The organism is Clostridium sp. DSM 17811 (assembly GCF_018861905.1).
GTDB lineage: Bacteria > Bacillota > Clostridia > Clostridiales > Clostridiaceae > Clostridium_AD > Clostridium_AD frigoriphilum.
Genome location: NZ_JAHLDU010000005.1, coordinates 1 through 15,016 on the forward strand (window position 1 = coordinate 1; position 15,016 = coordinate 15,016).

Genomic DNA, 15,016 nt, shown 5'->3' on the forward strand with positions numbered 1-15,016 from the left:
AGTAGGAGCATCAAGAGCAGCAGTTGAAAATGGTTGGATAGATAAAGCAGTACAAGTAGGTCAAACAGGAAAAACTGTAAGACCAACTGTATATATAGCTTGCGGTATTTCAGGAGCAATTCAGCATTTAGCTGGTATGCAAGATTCTGATTTCATAATAGCTATAAATAAAGATGCAACTGCACCTATCATGAAAGCTGCCGATGTAGCAATAGCTGGAGATTTCCTTAAAGTAATCCCAGAAATGATAGCTCAAATTAATACATTAAAAAATAAATAGGTTTATTTTATAATAGTAATTTAAGAAAACTTGCTTTAATGCTAAAAAGTAGTATTAAAGTAAGTTTTAAAAAAGTATACTACGTCTTGTTGTAACTAAAATAAGATTTTTAAAATAATAAAATTTAAGGGGTGTGTTTTTATGAAAAAGATTTTTGTACTTGGCGCTGGAACTATGGGAGCAGGTATTGTTCAAACATTTGCAGCTAATGGATGCGAAGTAATAATGAGAGATATTAAAGATGAATTCGTTGATAGAGGACTTGCTACAATTAAAAAGAACTTAGAAAGATCAGTTAAAAAAGAAAAAATAACTGAAGCACAAATGGAAGAAATACTTTCAAGAGTTACAGGAACTACTGATATGAAATTAGCAGCAGACTGTGATTTAGTAGTTGAAGCAGCTGTAGAAATTATGAAAATAAAGAAAGAAATTTTTGCAGAACTTGATTCAATCTGTAAACCAGAAACTATTTTAGCATCAAACACATCATCACTTTCTATAACTGAAGTAGGAGCTGCTACAAAGAGACCTGATAAAGTTATAGGAATGCATTTCTTTAATCCAGCTCCAATGATGAAACTTGTAGAGATAATCAAAGGAATGGCTACATCAACTGAAACTTTTGATGCAGTTAAAGAAATTGCAATTGCTATAGGTAAGGATCCAGTAGAAGTTGCTGAAGCTCCTGGTTTTGTTGTAAATAGAATATTAATTCCAATGATCAACGAAGCTGTAGGAATTATGGCAGAAGGTATAGCATCTGCAGAAGACATAGATAAAGCAATGAAACTTGGCGCTAATCATCCAATGGGACCTCTTGCACTCGGAGATCTTATAGGCCTTGATGTATGTCTTGCTATCATGGATGTTTTATATACTGAGACTGGAGATACTAAGTACAGAGCTCATAGCCTTTTAAGAAAATATGTTAGAGGCGGATTACTTGGAAGAAAAACTAAAAAAGGTATCTTTGATTATTCAAAATAAGATATTAATTTTAAACAAATAGAAAGAAGACATTATAACCTTAATATGGTTATGATGCCTTCTTTATTATTTATATATAATATAGACGAATATAAACAATATGTAAATAATTTCTAAAGTTAACTATTAGTATGTTGACTTTATACTGTAAGTGATATATTATTAACAATATAACGTATAAATAGGAAACAGTGGGACAAGCATTGCTAAATATAATGTGTAAAAATACATTACTACATTTAAAAATGGAGGGATACATAATGAATAGATTTACTTTACCAAGGGATATTTATTTTGGAGAAAATTCTTTAGAAGTGTTAAAAACCATAAAAGGTAAAAAAGCGGTAATAGTTACTGGTGGAAGTTCTATGAAAAAATTTGGTTTTTTAGATAAGGTTGAAGCTTATTTAAATGAAGCCGGAATTGAAGTTAAACATATTACTGGAGTGGAACCAGATCCTTCAGTAGATACAGTTATGAGTGGCGCAGCAGTTATGAGAGAATTTGAGCCAGACTTAATAATTTCAATCGGTGGGGGTTCACCAATTGATGCAGCAAAAGCTATGTGGATTTTCTATGAATATCCAGAATTCACTTTTGAGCAAGCTGTTATACCATTTGGTATTCCAGACTTAAGACAAAAGGCTAAATTTATAGCTATACCATCAACTAGTGGAACAGCATCAGAAGTTACAGCATTTTCAGTAATTACTGACTATAAAGCAAAAATAAAATATCCTTTAGCGGATTTCAACTTAACTCCTGATGTAGCTATAATTGATCCATCACTAGCTCAAACAATGCCACCAAAATTAACAGCGCACACAGGTATGGATGCATTAACTCATGCACTTGAGGCTTATGTTGCAGGACTTCATTCTTACTTCTCAGACCCACTTGCAATGCAAGCTATAACTATGATTAAGGAGAATTTAGTAAAATCATTTGAAGGTAATGTAGAAGCAAGAAATGAGATGCATATGGCACAATGCCTTGCTGGTATGGCATTTTCAAATGCATTACTAGGAATATCTCATAGTATGGCGCATAAAATAGGTGGTGTATTCCACGTTGCACATGGTCTTGCAAATGCAATATTACTTCCACATGTTATAGATTTTAATAAGAAATCTTGTGGAGATAGATATGCTACGATCGCTAGAACATTAAAACTTGCTGGGAATACAGATGATGAATTAATAAATTCATTAACTGATATGATAAAAGATTTAAATAAGACTTTAAATATACCATTATCTTTCTCTGAAAATGGTATGACTAAAGAAGAGTTTGATGCTAATTTAGACTTTATAGCTGAGAATGCCTTAAAAGATGCATGTACAGGATCAAATCCAAGATCAATAAATTTAGATGAGATGAAAAAAGTATTAACATGCTCATTTACTGGTGAAAAAGTTAATTTCTAATATGAAATTAAATAATTATTGAAAAAGTTTTGTAATGTATAGTAGATAATAATTAATAATAGACAGGTAGTACTAGCATTGGTAAGTTATGCTATTTGCTATCTGTCTATTTTAATATAAGATTTTATTTGAAATTAATTTTAACGTTTTAATATATTTTAGATTTTTGTGGTAGAATAAAGATAGTATAAATATATTAGAATAATGAAAATTTTAATGTGGGTACATAAGTAGGCTAAAATAATAGAAAGATGTGGGGGTAAATAAATGTATAAAATAGTTGGAAAGAAAGCATTAGCACCACAAATATTTTTAATGGATATAGCGGCGCCAAGAGTCGCTAAATCAGCACAACCTGGTCAGTTTATAATAATAAAAATGGATGAAAAAGGCGAGAGGATACCGTTAACAATAAGTGACTTTGATGCGCAAAGAGGTACAGTTACTATAGTAGTTCAAACTATAGGCTGCTCAACAAAAGAAATGGAAAACTATGAAATTGGGGATTCATTTTCAGATTTCGTAGGACCGCTTGGACAAGCATCGGAATTAATGAGTGAAAGTATTGAAGAGTTAAAGAAAAAGAAAATTGTATTTGTAGCAGGAGGTCTTGGAACCGCCCCAGTTTATCCTCAGGTTAAATGGCTTAACTCTCAAGGCGTAAAAGCAGATGTAATAATAGGAGCTAAAGCTAAAGAATATGTAATTATGGAAGAAGAAATGAAGAAAGTAGCGGGAAACGTATATCCATGTACAGATGACGGTTCTTATGGATATAAGGGACTTGTTACAAATAAATTAAAAGAATTAGTCCAAAATGAAGGTAAAAAATATGATTTAGTTGTTGCTATTGGACCAATGATAATGATGAAATTTGTTTGCAAATTAACTGAAGAGCTTGGTATATCAACTATTGTAAGTATGAATCCTATTATGGTAGATGGAACAGGAATGTGTGGAGCCTGCAGGATTACTGTAGACGGCAAAACTAAGTTCGCCTGCGTTGATGGACCAGAATTTGATGGTCATAAGGTTAATTTTGAGGAAGCGATGAGAAGACAAGCAATGTACAAAACACAAGAAATTTCTAAAAATGAGGGCATTAAAGCCGGATGTGGTTTAGGAGGTACTAAGTAATGGATAAGATGAAGAGAGTCGCAATAGAAGAGCAAGATCCAAAAATAAGAGCAACTAATTTTGCAGAGGTATGTTTAGGATATACAGAGGATGAAGCAGTTAAGGAAGCTACAAGATGTTTAAACTGTAAAAAACCAATGTGTGTTAGCAAATGTCCTGTTGCAATAGATATTCCGGGTTTTATTAAACATGTTAAGGATAAAGAATTTGTAGAGGCAGTTAAGGTGATAGCTAAATATAGTTCACTTCCTGCGGTTTGTGGTAGGGTTTGTCCACAAGAAACTCAATGTGAAAGCAAGTGTATCCTAGGAATAAAAGGAGACGCAATAGCTATAGGTAAACTTGAAAGATTCGTAGGGGACTACTCAAGGGTACATAATGTCGATCTTTCAGAGACTAAACCTAAAAATGGTATTAAGGTTGCAGTGGTAGGAAGTGGTCCATCAGGACTTACTTGCGCAGGAGATTTAGCAAAAGCTGGATATGATGTAACAATTTTCGAAGCACTTCATGAAGCTGGTGGAGTTTTGGTATATGGTATACCGGAATTTAGGCTTCCAAAAGAAACAGTAGTAAAACATGAAGTTGAAAATGTTAAAAAATTAGGTGTCAAATTAGAAACAAATGTTATTGTGGGACGAACTGTAACAATAGATCAATTAATGGAAGATGAAGATTTTAAAGCTGTATTTATTGGTTCAGGTGCAGGACTTCCAATGTTTATGGGAATACCAGGAGAAAATTTAAACGGAGTATTTTCTGCTAATGAGTATTTAACTAGAAATAATTTAATGAAAGCATATAAAGAAGGATATCAGACACCTATAAGAACAGGCGAAAAGGTTGCTGTTGTAGGTGGAGGAAATGTAGCTATGGACTCTGTGCGTACAGCAGTGAGACTTGGAGCAGAAGGGCACATAGTATACAGAAGATCAGAATCAGAACTTCCTGCAAGAGTTGAGGAAGTGCACCATGCAAAAGAAGAAGGGGTTATAATGGATCTACTTGTTAACCCAATTGAAATCTTAGGTGATGAAAAAGGTAATGTTATAGGAATGAAGTGCATAAGAATGCAGCTAGGTGAGCCTGATGCATCAGGAAGAAGAAGACCTATAGCTATTGAAGGTTCGGAATTTATAATGGATGTTAATACAGTTATAATGTCTCTAGGGACATCACCAAATCCATTAATACCTTTGACAACAGAAGGTTTAGATATTAATAAACGTAAGTGTATAATCGCTGAAGATGAAACTGGATTAACATCTAAAAAGAATGTATATGCTGGTGGAGATGCAGTTTCAGGAGCAGCTACAGTTATACTAGCTATGGAAGCAGGTAAAAAAGCAGCTAAAGCTATAGACGAAATGTTAACAAACTAATAAATACAATTTAAATAACTCCATAAACAAAGGTTTATGGAGTTGCTTTTTTAAATAATGAATTTTATTATCATTTATTGGGATATTATAATAAGGCTTAAGGAAAGGAAAAAACTATGGATTATAAAAAGGTTGAATCATTTGATAAGGGTATTATCATAAAAGGCGTAGATAACTTCGAATTAGCTCATATATTCGAATGTGGGCAATGTTTTAGATGGAACAAACAAGAAAGCGGTAACTATATAGGAGTGGCATATGGAAAGGTAATAGAAGTAGAAAAAAATGAGATGGAAGTAAAAATATACAATATAAATGAAGAAGAATTTCAAAAAATTTGGTGTAATTACTTTGATCTTAAAAGAGAGTATACGGTTATCAAAGAAAAATTTCGAAAAGATCCACTTCTTGAAAGATCAGTAAATTTTGGTTATGGGATTAGACTACTTCAGCAGGAACCGTTTGAACTTACAATATCATTTATAATTTCTTCAAATAATAGAATACCTATGATAAAAAGAGCTATAAACAGGTTAAGCGAAAAATGGGGAAAAGCAATAGAGTATAAAGGTGAAACTTACTATACATTTCCAACAGCAGAGGAATTAGATAAAGCATCTATTGAGGAAATTCAAAGTTGTGGTTTGGGATTTAGATCTAAGTATGTAAAGGATGCAGTTCAGAGAATATATGCAGGTGAAATAAGCTTGGAATTTATTAAATCATGTGATGATGATATTTGTCATCAAGAGTTACAAAAACTAAGTGGTATTGGACCAAAGGTTTCCGATTGCATCATGTTGTTTTCCATGCAAAAATATTCTGCTTTTCCAGTGGATGTTTGGGTTAAGAGAGCAATGCAATTTTTTTATTTAGCGCCAGATGTGTCACTACCTAAAATAAGAATTTTTGCTAGAGATAAGTTTGAAAGCTTAGCAGGTTTTGCACAACAGTATTTATTTTATTATGCGAGAGAAAATAATATTAAAATAGAATAAATTATTGAAAATTAAGCAAAATAGCAAATGAAATATAAAGGTACGGACTACGGTAAAAGCTTATAAAAATGAAGAGGATGGAGAACTATGAAAAAAGTGTGGGATTATATAAGGATAAAGCTGTTAGAACATAAACAACATATAGTAATAATAGCAATTTTGTTGGTTTTCTTATATATAGGATATGAGTATTCTTTCAAGTATTCGTATATAATAAAAAATCCTAATATGATGAAAGAAATTGTTCTTTCTTACGGTAATTTCAGTGTTTTAGTTTTCATACTTATGCAGATTTTACAAGTAGTAGTTTTTTTTATTCCGGGAGAATTTATACAAATTGCTGGGGGATATATTTTTGGCGTTTTTTGGGGTGGAGTGATATCTTTAATTGGGATTACTTTAGGAAGTGTAATAGTATATCTTGTTGCTAAGGACTATTGCAAACCACTAGTGGAAAAACTTATGTTAAAAAAGGAAATAAAATTCTTTAAAAAGATATTAGATGTGGGAAGTAAAAGGATTGTTGTATTCATGTTTTATTTAATTCCGGGAATACCTAAGGATGCGCTAGCGTATATATGTGGAGTATCAAATATTTCTTTTAAAGATTTCTGCATATACTCAACACTAGGCAGAGTTCCGGGAATTTTTATATCATCTTATTTTGGGGAGAAAATATATTCAAAAGATGTTACAAGTTTAATGATAATAGGAGCAATAATGAGCTTTTTATTCATAATAGGAATTTTAAAAGGTAATATTATAATTAAAAATATGATTAAAAACAAAAAAATATATTAAAATCACATCCATTATAAACATTATAAAGAATGTGATTTTTTAGTTGTTTTATATATAAAACTTAACGTTATGCTACACATGGTTATTAAAAAAATAATTAATATAGCACAGTGAAAGAAAAAGCTCTGCGGTAGGATTGTTATTATCGGGTCTGATTTAATATCAAAGAGCCAATAATCATTGTTAAAGAAAATGTGATGAAAAGTTGTGAAGCTTTTGTCGAAATTAACCAGAAAAGGTATAAGTAATAGTAGCGGTATGACAATAAGTGAAATGGAACTAGTTAATAGATATCTTATTGTTTTCCGTTTTTTGTTTACAAGTATCCCTATAGTGCTTATTAATAATGAGGAAAATAGCATTATTTTGAGTTTATCAAATATTACTTTAACTTCTTTAAAATGGATTTTGCCATGAATAGATGATGGTAGTGTTGGGAGATTAAACTCTTCGTTTGTATTTTGAGTTATATATGTGATAACATAATCATAATTGGATTTTAGTTCGCTTTTATTTAAGCCCGAAGAATTTTCAATATGTAATATTCCGATATCCATATAATACAAGGGTTTAAAAAGTAAAGTAAAATATACACTCGAAATTAGAAAAGAAAATATAAAACTTGAAATAAAAACCGCCTTAGATAAAAATTTAATAAAACCCTTTATATTCCTAATAATAAAGGTTACAGAAAAGCAGTTAATAATCGATCTGTTTAAAACATTCACAAAATCACCTCTATTAGTAAGTATAACTGATATACATAAATGTATACAGAAATAAATAAATTCATAAAAATTGCATAAATTGGAATGGATAAAGCAAATGAGAGAATAACTATGAAATGCGGTGGTTATAAAGCGTAATTTGTTTTTATGATTATAAATGGAATAATATGTTGAGTAGTTGAACTTGCTATTATACTGATTATTAATTATTATATAAGTTATAGAACATATTAGCACTCGGATGCGCTGAGTGCTAACAAAAGGAATAAAAATATAAAAGGAGGGGTTTAAAATGAACATTAGACCACTTAGTGATAGGGTATTAATTAAAAGATTAGAAGCAGAAGAAACTACGAAAAGTGGAATAGTTCTTGCAGGAGCTTCAAAGGAAAAACCACAAGAAGCTGAGGTTATTGCAGTAGGACCAGGAAAAACAGAAGATGGAAAATTAATTAAAATGGAAGTTAAAACAGGAGATAAAGTGCTATTTTCTAAATATTCAGGAAATGAAATAAAATATGATGGTATTGATTATATCATATTAAAACAAGAAGAACTATTAGCTATAATTGAAAAATAATATTTAATTAATCGCAAAAATGATTAAATATTATTATTAATTATATTTAATCATTAACGCACAAGGAGGGTTTTTAAATGGCTAAAAATGTATTGTTTGGAGAAGAAGCAAGAAGAGCTATGCAAAGAGGTGTAGACAAACTTGCAAACACAGTAAAAATAACACTAGGACCCAAAGGTAGAAATGTTATTTTAGATAAGAAATTTGGATCACCATTAATAACAAATGATGGTGTTACTATAGCAAGAGAAATAGAACTTGAAGATCCGTTTGAAAATATGGGAGCGCAACTTGTTAAAGAAGTTGCTACAAAGACTAATGATGTAGCGGGAGATGGAACAACTACAGCTACATTACTTGCTCAGGCTATAATAAGAGAAGGTCTAAAGAATGTTACAGCTGGAGCTAATCCAATGATGATTAGAACTGGTATAAAAATGGCTGTAGATAAAGCAGTTGAAGAAATTAAAAAAGCTTCTAAACCAGTAAGTGGTAAACAGGATATAGCTAGAGTTGCATCTATATCAGCTAGCGATGAAGTAACAGGTGCTTTAATAGCTGACGCCATGGAAAAAGTAGGTAATGAAGGCGTTATAACTGTAGAAGAATCAAAATCTATGGGGACAGAACTTGACGTAGTTGAAGGAATGCAGTTTGACCGTGGATATTTAAGTGCATATATGGTTACAGATACAGAAAAGATGGAAGCAAATCTTGAAGAACCATATATTTTAATAACAGATAAAAAAATAACTAATATACAAGACATACTTCCAATACTTGAGCAAATTGTTCAGCAAGGTAAAAAATTGTTAATAGTTGCAGAGGACATTGAAGGGGAAGCTTTAAGTACATTAGTTGTTAATAAGTTAAGAGGAACCTTTACTTGTGTAGGAGTTAAAGCTCCAGGTTTTGGTGATAGAAGAAAAGAAATGCTTCAAGATATAGCAACTCTAACTGGTGGAGAAGTTATAAGTGAAGAACTAGGAAAAGAATTAAAAGATGTTACTGTTGAGATGCTTGGAAAAGCTGAAAGTGTTAAAATATCTAAAGAAAACACTACGATAGTAAATGGAAAAGGCGATAAGATCGCAATACATGATAGAGTATCTCAAATTAAAAAACAAATTGAAGATACTACATCAGATTTTGATAAAGAAAAATTACAAGAAAGACTTGCTAAACTTGCAGGAGGAGTAGCTGTAATAAAAGTTGGAGCTGCTACTGAAACTGAATTAAAAGAGAAAAAATTAAGAATAGAAGATGCTCTTGCAGCTACAAAAGCAGCAGTTGAAGAAGGAATAGTTCCAGGTGGTGGAACAGTTTATATTAATGCAATTACTGAGATTGCTAAATTAACTTCAGATGTATCAGATATTCAAGTAGGTATCAACATAATAAAGAGAGCTTTAGAAGAACCATTAAGACAAATAGTTACCAATGCTGGTGCAGAAGCTTCAGTTGTAATAGAAAAAGTTAGAGAAAGCGCTGGAGAAATTGGATATGATGCGTTACATGATAAATTAGTGAATATGAATAAAGCAGGAATTGTTGACCCAACAAAAGTTGTAAGATCAGCACTTCAAAATGCGGCATCTGTTGCAGCAACATTCTTAACAACAGAAGTTGCAGTTGCAGATATTCCAGAGAAAAATCCAGCACCAATGGGTGGAGCACCAGGAATGGGAATGGATGGAATGTACTAAGAAAAAATAATATTCTAATTAATTAGGATAAAATACATTAGAATAGGAAAATTAACTAGATTATATCTAGTTGATTTTTTTATTTTATTAGATCATAAAAATATGTTTTTAATATGTAAACGAGCAAGCACAAGATAGTTATTGACAAATCTTTAAACATTAACTATCATGGTTATAATAGCTACAAAAACAACTCTACTCATATATCCCTTGAATACGGCAAGGAGCATCTACGGTCAGCCTTAAATTGACCACTATGGGTAATTTTAGTATGAACTTATTTTAGGTATGCTAATTTTACTTTGGTTAAAGTAGGATTAGTATGCTTTTCTATATTTTATACCTTATTTTTCAATATTGTATATATATGTGGGTTTATACCAATTATAAAAATTAATATAAGGAACATTTAATTAAATATAATATCATTTTTGATATGATATTTGTTTTTATGTACCTAAAATAGAAGTACGAAGGGGTGTTGATTAAATGGCAAAGATATTAAAACAAGCGTATACATTTGACGATGTATTGTTAGTCCCAAACAAATCTGAGGTTTTACCTAGAGATGTTACTTTAGGTACCTACCTTACAAAAAAAATAAAACTTAATATACCACTAATGAGTGCAGCAATGGATACTGTTACTGAATCTAGAATGGCTATTGCTATGGCTAGAGAGGGTGGAATAGGTATTATACATAAGAATATGAGTATAGAAAATCAAGCTATTGAAGTTGATAGAGTTAAAAGACAAGAAAATGGTGTAATTACGGATCCATTTTTCTTATCACCAGAAAATCTTCTAGAAGATGCTTTAGAATTAATGAAGAAATATAGAATATCAGGAGTTCCGATTACAACAGATGGAAAGCTCGTTGGAATAATTACTAATAGAGATATAGTCTTTGAAACTGATTATAGTAAAAAGATTAAAGATATAATGACAAGTAAAAATCTAATTACTGCACCAGAAGGAACAAGCATGCAAGAAGCTAAGGAACTTCTTAAAAAACATAAAATAGAGAAGTTACCTTTAGTAGATAACAAAAATAATTTAAGAGGTCTTATAACTATAAAAGATATAGAGAAAACTCTAAGATTCCCAGATGCTGCAAAGGATTCTCGTGGAAGATTGTTATGTGGTGCAACGGTTGGCGTAACTGCTGATAAGATGGATAGGGTAGCTGCACTTGTAAAGGCTGGCGTGGATGTAATAACTATAGATACAGCTCATGGTCATTCTTTAGGAGTACTAGATGCTGTACGTGAAATAAAGACTGCATACCCAGAACTCCAAATAATTGCAGGAAATATTGCAACTGCTGCAGCAACTCGTGATTTAATTGAAGCAGGGGCAGATTGTGTAAAGGTTGGTATAGGTCCTGGTTCTATATGTACTACAAGAATTGTTGCAGGAGTAGGTGTTCCACAGCTTACAGCAGTTATGGATTGTGTTGAAGAAGGAAATAAATACGGAATTCCTGTAATTGCAGATGGCGGTATAAAATACTCAGGAGACATAGTTAAGGCATTAGCAGCAGGTGCTAAGGTAGTAATGATTGGTTCTATGTTCGCAGGTTGTGAGGAAGCACCAGGCGAGATGGAAATATACCAAGGAAGAAGTTATAAGGTATACAGAGGCATGGGTTCTTTAAGTGCTATGGCTTGTGGAAGTAAGGATAGATATTTCCAAGAAGGAAATAAAAAGTTAGTTCCAGAAGGTGTAGAAGGAAGATTACCTTTTAAAGGAAGCGTTATAGATACAATATTCCAGATGATCGGTGGTATAAGGTCTGGTATGGGATATTTAGGTTCAGCAACACTTGTACAATTGTTTGAAACTTCAACATTTGTTGTTCAAACTTCAGCAGGACTTCGCGAAAGTCATCCACATGATGTATCAATTACAAAAGAATCACCGAACTATAGCGTAAATAGCTAGAATAGATAATTAACTGCTAGTATAGATGAAAATAGCTAGAATAGATAATTAACTGCTAATATAGATGATTAATAGCTTTAATAGATAATATAGATAACAATAGATAAATTAAGCCTTAAATGTACAGGAGGAAAAACATTGATTAATAGAGAATTAGTTTTAGTAGTTGATTTTGGTGGTCAATATAATCAACTTATTGCAAGAAGAGTTAGAGAAAATAGTGTTTATTGTGAAATAATACCATATACATATTCTGTTGAAAAAATAAAAAACATGAATCCGATAGGTATAATATTCACGGGAGGACCTAATAGTGTATATGCTGATGGTGCTCCACAAATTGAAAAAGAAATATTTGAGCTTGGTATTCCTATTTTAGGGATATGTTATGGTGCTCAATTAATGGCACAAGCATTTGGTGGAGAAGTTAAAACATCAGAAGTTCGTGAATATGGTAAAGTAGAAGTTGATCTAAATAAAGATGCTACTATTTTCAAAGGAATAGATGAAAATCAATGTTGGATGAGTCATACAGATCATATATCTAAAGTACCAAAAGGATTTGAGATTATTGCGACTTCTAAACATTGTCCAGTAGCTGCTATGGCAAATGTTTCTAAAAAACTTTATGGAGTTCAATTTCATCCAGAAGTAAAACATACTCTCTTTGGTGAAGAAATGATTAGAAAGTTCTTATATGATGTATGTCAGGTTAACGGGGATTGGTCAATGTCTTCTTTTGCACAGGAGAAAATTAAGGCTATTAGAGAACAAGTTGGAGATAAAAAAGTACTTTGTGCTCTCTCGGGTGGAGTTGATTCTTCAGTTGCTGCAGTACTTGTTTACAAAGCAATTGGTGATCAGTTAACTTGTGTGTTTGTAGATCATGGTTTACTTAGAAAAGATGAAGGCGACCAAGTTGAAACCATATTTAACGGTGAATTCGATATGAAGATAATAAGAGTTAACGCTAAAGATAGATTCCTTGGTAAGCTTAAGGGTGTAAGTGACCCAGAGAAAAAGAGAAAGATAATTGGAGAAGAATTTATAAGAGTTTTTGAAGAAGAGTCAAATAAACTTGGTCAATTAGATTTCCTTGTTCAAGGAACAATATACCCAGATGTAGTGGAGAGTGGTACTGCTACTTCAGCTACTATAAAAAGTCATCACAATGTTGGAGGACTTCCAAAAGATATGCACTTTAAACTAATTGAGCCTTTAAGAGAGTTGTTTAAAGATGAGGTTAGAGCTGTTGGAGAAGAAATTGGAATACCACATCACTTAGTGTGGAGACAACCGTTCCCAGGACCAGGACTTGCTATAAGAGTACTTGGAGAAATAACTGAGGAAAAATTATTTATAACTAGCGAGGCAGATGCAATTTTTAGAGATGAAATAGCTAAAGCTGGACTTGAAGGGGACATATGGCAGTATTTTGCATGTCTTCCTAACATTAAGTCCGTTGGAGTTATGGGTGACGAGCGAACATATTGTCACACAGTAGCTTTAAGAGCTGTTACAAGTTCCGATGCAATGACTTCAGATTGGGCTAGAATACCTTATGCGGTATTGGACGTTGTATCTCGTAGAATCGTTAATGAAGTTAAAGGAGTAAACAGAATTGTGTACGATATAACTAGTAAGCCGCCTTCTACTATTGAGTGGGAATAGGTCATTTAGGAAACGAATCATTGAAAACCCTAGATATATTAATAGAATTAAAAGTGGTTATGATGTATGCTATTAAAAAGGCACATCATAACCACTTTTTTTATAAATAATATTCTCCTATTCAGATGCCAGATTGTTTTTAGCATAAATTTTTGATTTAAAGAAAAAGAATAATATTATTAGTATTGTGACTAAAGGTGTAATATATTCTGGTATTTCTATTTTAAATCCTTCAAGTATCATCACTACACCAAGACATAGTATTGAATACATTGCTCCATTCTTAAGAAAAATATACTTTTTAATGTTTTCTATATTCCCCATGGTTAGTTGCCTTACAACAATAGCTCCGAGGCCATTTCCCAAAATTATTAGTGGTACTGAGGTTGTAAATGCAAAAGCGCCTAATACCCCATCAATGGAAAAGGTCATATCAATTATTTCTAAATATAATATCTTACTAATGTCAGACATCCCACTTGTATTACTCAATAATTGTTGTTCGTTTGATTCTGCGTTCTTCTTAAATCCATCAGTAATAAAAAATGCAGAAGATCCGATTACAGCAGAGAGTGCCAATACTGAATTATGTTTCAAAGCTAATGCAACAATTACAACTAAAATCACAGAAACTATTGCATAAAACCATGCGCCGTGTTTAACAAAGAATTCTTCACCTGGAAGTCCAAAGTGCTTATCTTCAATAAATAACCAATGAAGAAATAGGAATAATAAAAATACTCCTCCTCCAAGCATCAGAATAGGTGTGGAAAGTTCAAATGATTCTTTTATGTGTGGATCATTTGAAAATGTGGCAGTAAGAGCTCCTATGGGACCGAGTCCTGGATTAGTTACCCAGACTATAATCCATGGCAACATGCCTCTTACAATAAATACTGCAAACAATATACCGTAGAACAGAAACCATTTCTTTGCTTTTTCAGACATGGTTCCAAGAACTTCTGCGTTTATTACAGCATTATCGATGCTGGACACTATTTCGAATACACATAGACCTATTATGATAAATAGTATGGACATAAATCCCATTTAGACAAAACTCCTTCCAAAATTAAATAGTTGTTTATACTTATGTATTATAAGCTATGGATACTTGTACTTTCAACATGTTTATTTATTTAGGGTAGGATAACAGTGACATTAAATATGTACTGACTAAATTCTTGTATTAAATACAGTTGAGTTAATATAAAATATATGATATAGTTTAATTATAATATAGTTAGCGGTTGGACAAACTAACGTTTGATTCCGAGAAAAATTTGTTTCTAGGGTGGGAAACTCTTATTTGAGTATCCCACTCTATTATTTTTTGTCTTCATAATGTTTAAAACATAGTCCATTGCATATT

General features: G+C 31.9%; 13 protein-coding genes, 1 riboswitch and 1 other annotated feature. Of the genes, 11 read left to right on the forward strand and 2 right to left on the reverse strand.

Translation table 11 applies throughout. The features are described from left to right. The 7 genes from KPL44_RS08205 to KPL44_RS08235 form a co-directional block, all read left to right on the forward strand. Window positions 1-280, forward strand: a 280-nt coding sequence (locus KPL44_RS08205) for an electron transfer flavoprotein subunit alpha/FixB family protein (protein ID WP_216248626.1), incomplete at its 5' end; no start/stop codon positions are given. A 141-nt stretch (window positions 281-421) separates the two neighbouring features. Next, a complete protein-coding gene (locus KPL44_RS08210) occupies window positions 422-1,270 on the forward strand; it encodes a 3-hydroxybutyryl-CoA dehydrogenase (RefSeq protein WP_071611153.1) in 849 nt (282 codons plus the stop codon). Between the two features lie 260 nt (window positions 1,271-1,530). Further along, entirely contained in the window at window positions 1,531-2,697 is a 1,167-nt protein-coding gene (locus KPL44_RS08215; protein WP_216248628.1) for an iron-containing alcohol dehydrogenase, read from the forward strand. A gap of 267 nt (window positions 2,698-2,964) precedes the next feature. Beyond that, the gene (locus tag KPL44_RS08220; RefSeq protein ID WP_216248629.1) at window positions 2,965-3,834 is read left to right on the forward strand and encodes a sulfide/dihydroorotate dehydrogenase-like FAD/NAD-binding protein; all 870 of its coding nucleotides are present in this window, start codon (window positions 2,965-2,967) and stop codon (window positions 3,832-3,834) included. Next, a complete protein-coding gene (gene gltA / locus KPL44_RS08225) occupies window positions 3,834-5,216 on the forward strand; it encodes an NADPH-dependent glutamate synthase (RefSeq protein ID WP_216248631.1) in 1,383 nt (460 codons plus the stop codon). Before KPL44_RS08220 ends, gltA begins: the two co-directional genes overlap by 1 nt. A gap of 116 nt (window positions 5,217-5,332) precedes the next feature. Next, window positions 5,333-6,214: a DNA-3-methyladenine glycosylase family protein gene (locus KPL44_RS08230; protein ID WP_216248633.1), complete on the forward strand. Its 882-nt coding sequence runs from the start codon at window positions 5,333-5,335 to the stop codon at window positions 6,212-6,214. Window positions 6,215-6,301: 87 nt separating this feature from the next. Beyond that, a complete protein-coding gene (locus tag KPL44_RS08235; RefSeq protein WP_216248636.1) occupies window positions 6,302-7,015 on the forward strand; it encodes a TVP38/TMEM64 family protein in 714 nt (237 codons plus the stop codon). A 20-nt stretch (window positions 7,016-7,035) separates the two neighbouring features. On the opposite strand, the gene KPL44_RS08240 is transcribed toward KPL44_RS08235, so the two are convergent. Continuing rightward, window positions 7,036-8,043 (reverse strand): TIGR01906 family membrane protein, encoded by a 1,008-nt coding sequence (locus KPL44_RS08240; RefSeq protein ID WP_216248637.1) that lies wholly within the window; start codon window positions 8,041-8,043, stop codon window positions 7,036-7,038. On the opposite strand from KPL44_RS08240, the gene groES reads away from it, so the two are divergent. The 4 genes from groES to guaA all read left to right on the forward strand — a co-directional run bounded on the left by groES (window position 8,036) and on the right by guaA (window position 13,644). Beyond that, window positions 8,036-8,323 carry a co-chaperone GroES gene (gene groES, locus KPL44_RS08245; protein ID WP_171299175.1) on the forward strand — a complete coding sequence of 96 codons (288 nt, stop codon included), beginning with the start codon at window positions 8,036-8,038 and terminating at the stop codon, window positions 8,321-8,323. The genes KPL44_RS08240 and groES overlap by 8 nt on opposite strands. A gap of 77 nt (window positions 8,324-8,400) precedes the next feature. Further along, a complete protein-coding gene (groL, locus tag KPL44_RS08250) occupies window positions 8,401-10,029 on the forward strand; it encodes a chaperonin GroEL (protein WP_216248639.1) in 1,629 nt (542 codons plus the stop codon). A gap of 179 nt (window positions 10,030-10,208) precedes the next feature. Next, window positions 10,209-10,306, forward strand: a riboswitch (purine riboswitch). Between the two features lie 212 nt (window positions 10,307-10,518). Continuing rightward, the gene (guaB, locus tag KPL44_RS08255; RefSeq protein WP_216248641.1) at window positions 10,519-11,973 is read left to right on the forward strand and encodes an IMP dehydrogenase; all 1,455 of its coding nucleotides are present in this window, start codon (window positions 10,519-10,521) and stop codon (window positions 11,971-11,973) included. A gap of 141 nt (window positions 11,974-12,114) precedes the next feature. Further along, window positions 12,115-13,644, forward strand: coding sequence for a glutamine-hydrolyzing GMP synthase (gene guaA / locus KPL44_RS08260; RefSeq protein ID WP_216249008.1), 1,530 nt, complete (start codon window positions 12,115-12,117; stop codon window positions 13,642-13,644). Window positions 13,645-13,761: 117 nt separating this feature from the next. Here the strand turns inward: guaA and KPL44_RS08265 are convergent, their stop codons facing one another. Beyond that, window positions 13,762-14,694 carry a DUF475 domain-containing protein gene (locus tag KPL44_RS08265; protein ID WP_216248644.1) on the reverse strand — a complete coding sequence of 311 codons (933 nt, stop codon included), beginning with the start codon at window positions 14,692-14,694 and terminating at the stop codon, window positions 13,762-13,764. Window positions 14,695-14,892: 198 nt separating this feature from the next. Next, window positions 14,893-14,948, forward strand: a sequence feature (sodium ion sensor (DUF1646 type); this cis-regulatory element may regulate processes involved in with the transportation of sodium ions). The last annotated feature ends 68 nt before the right edge of the window (window positions 14,949-15,016 follow it).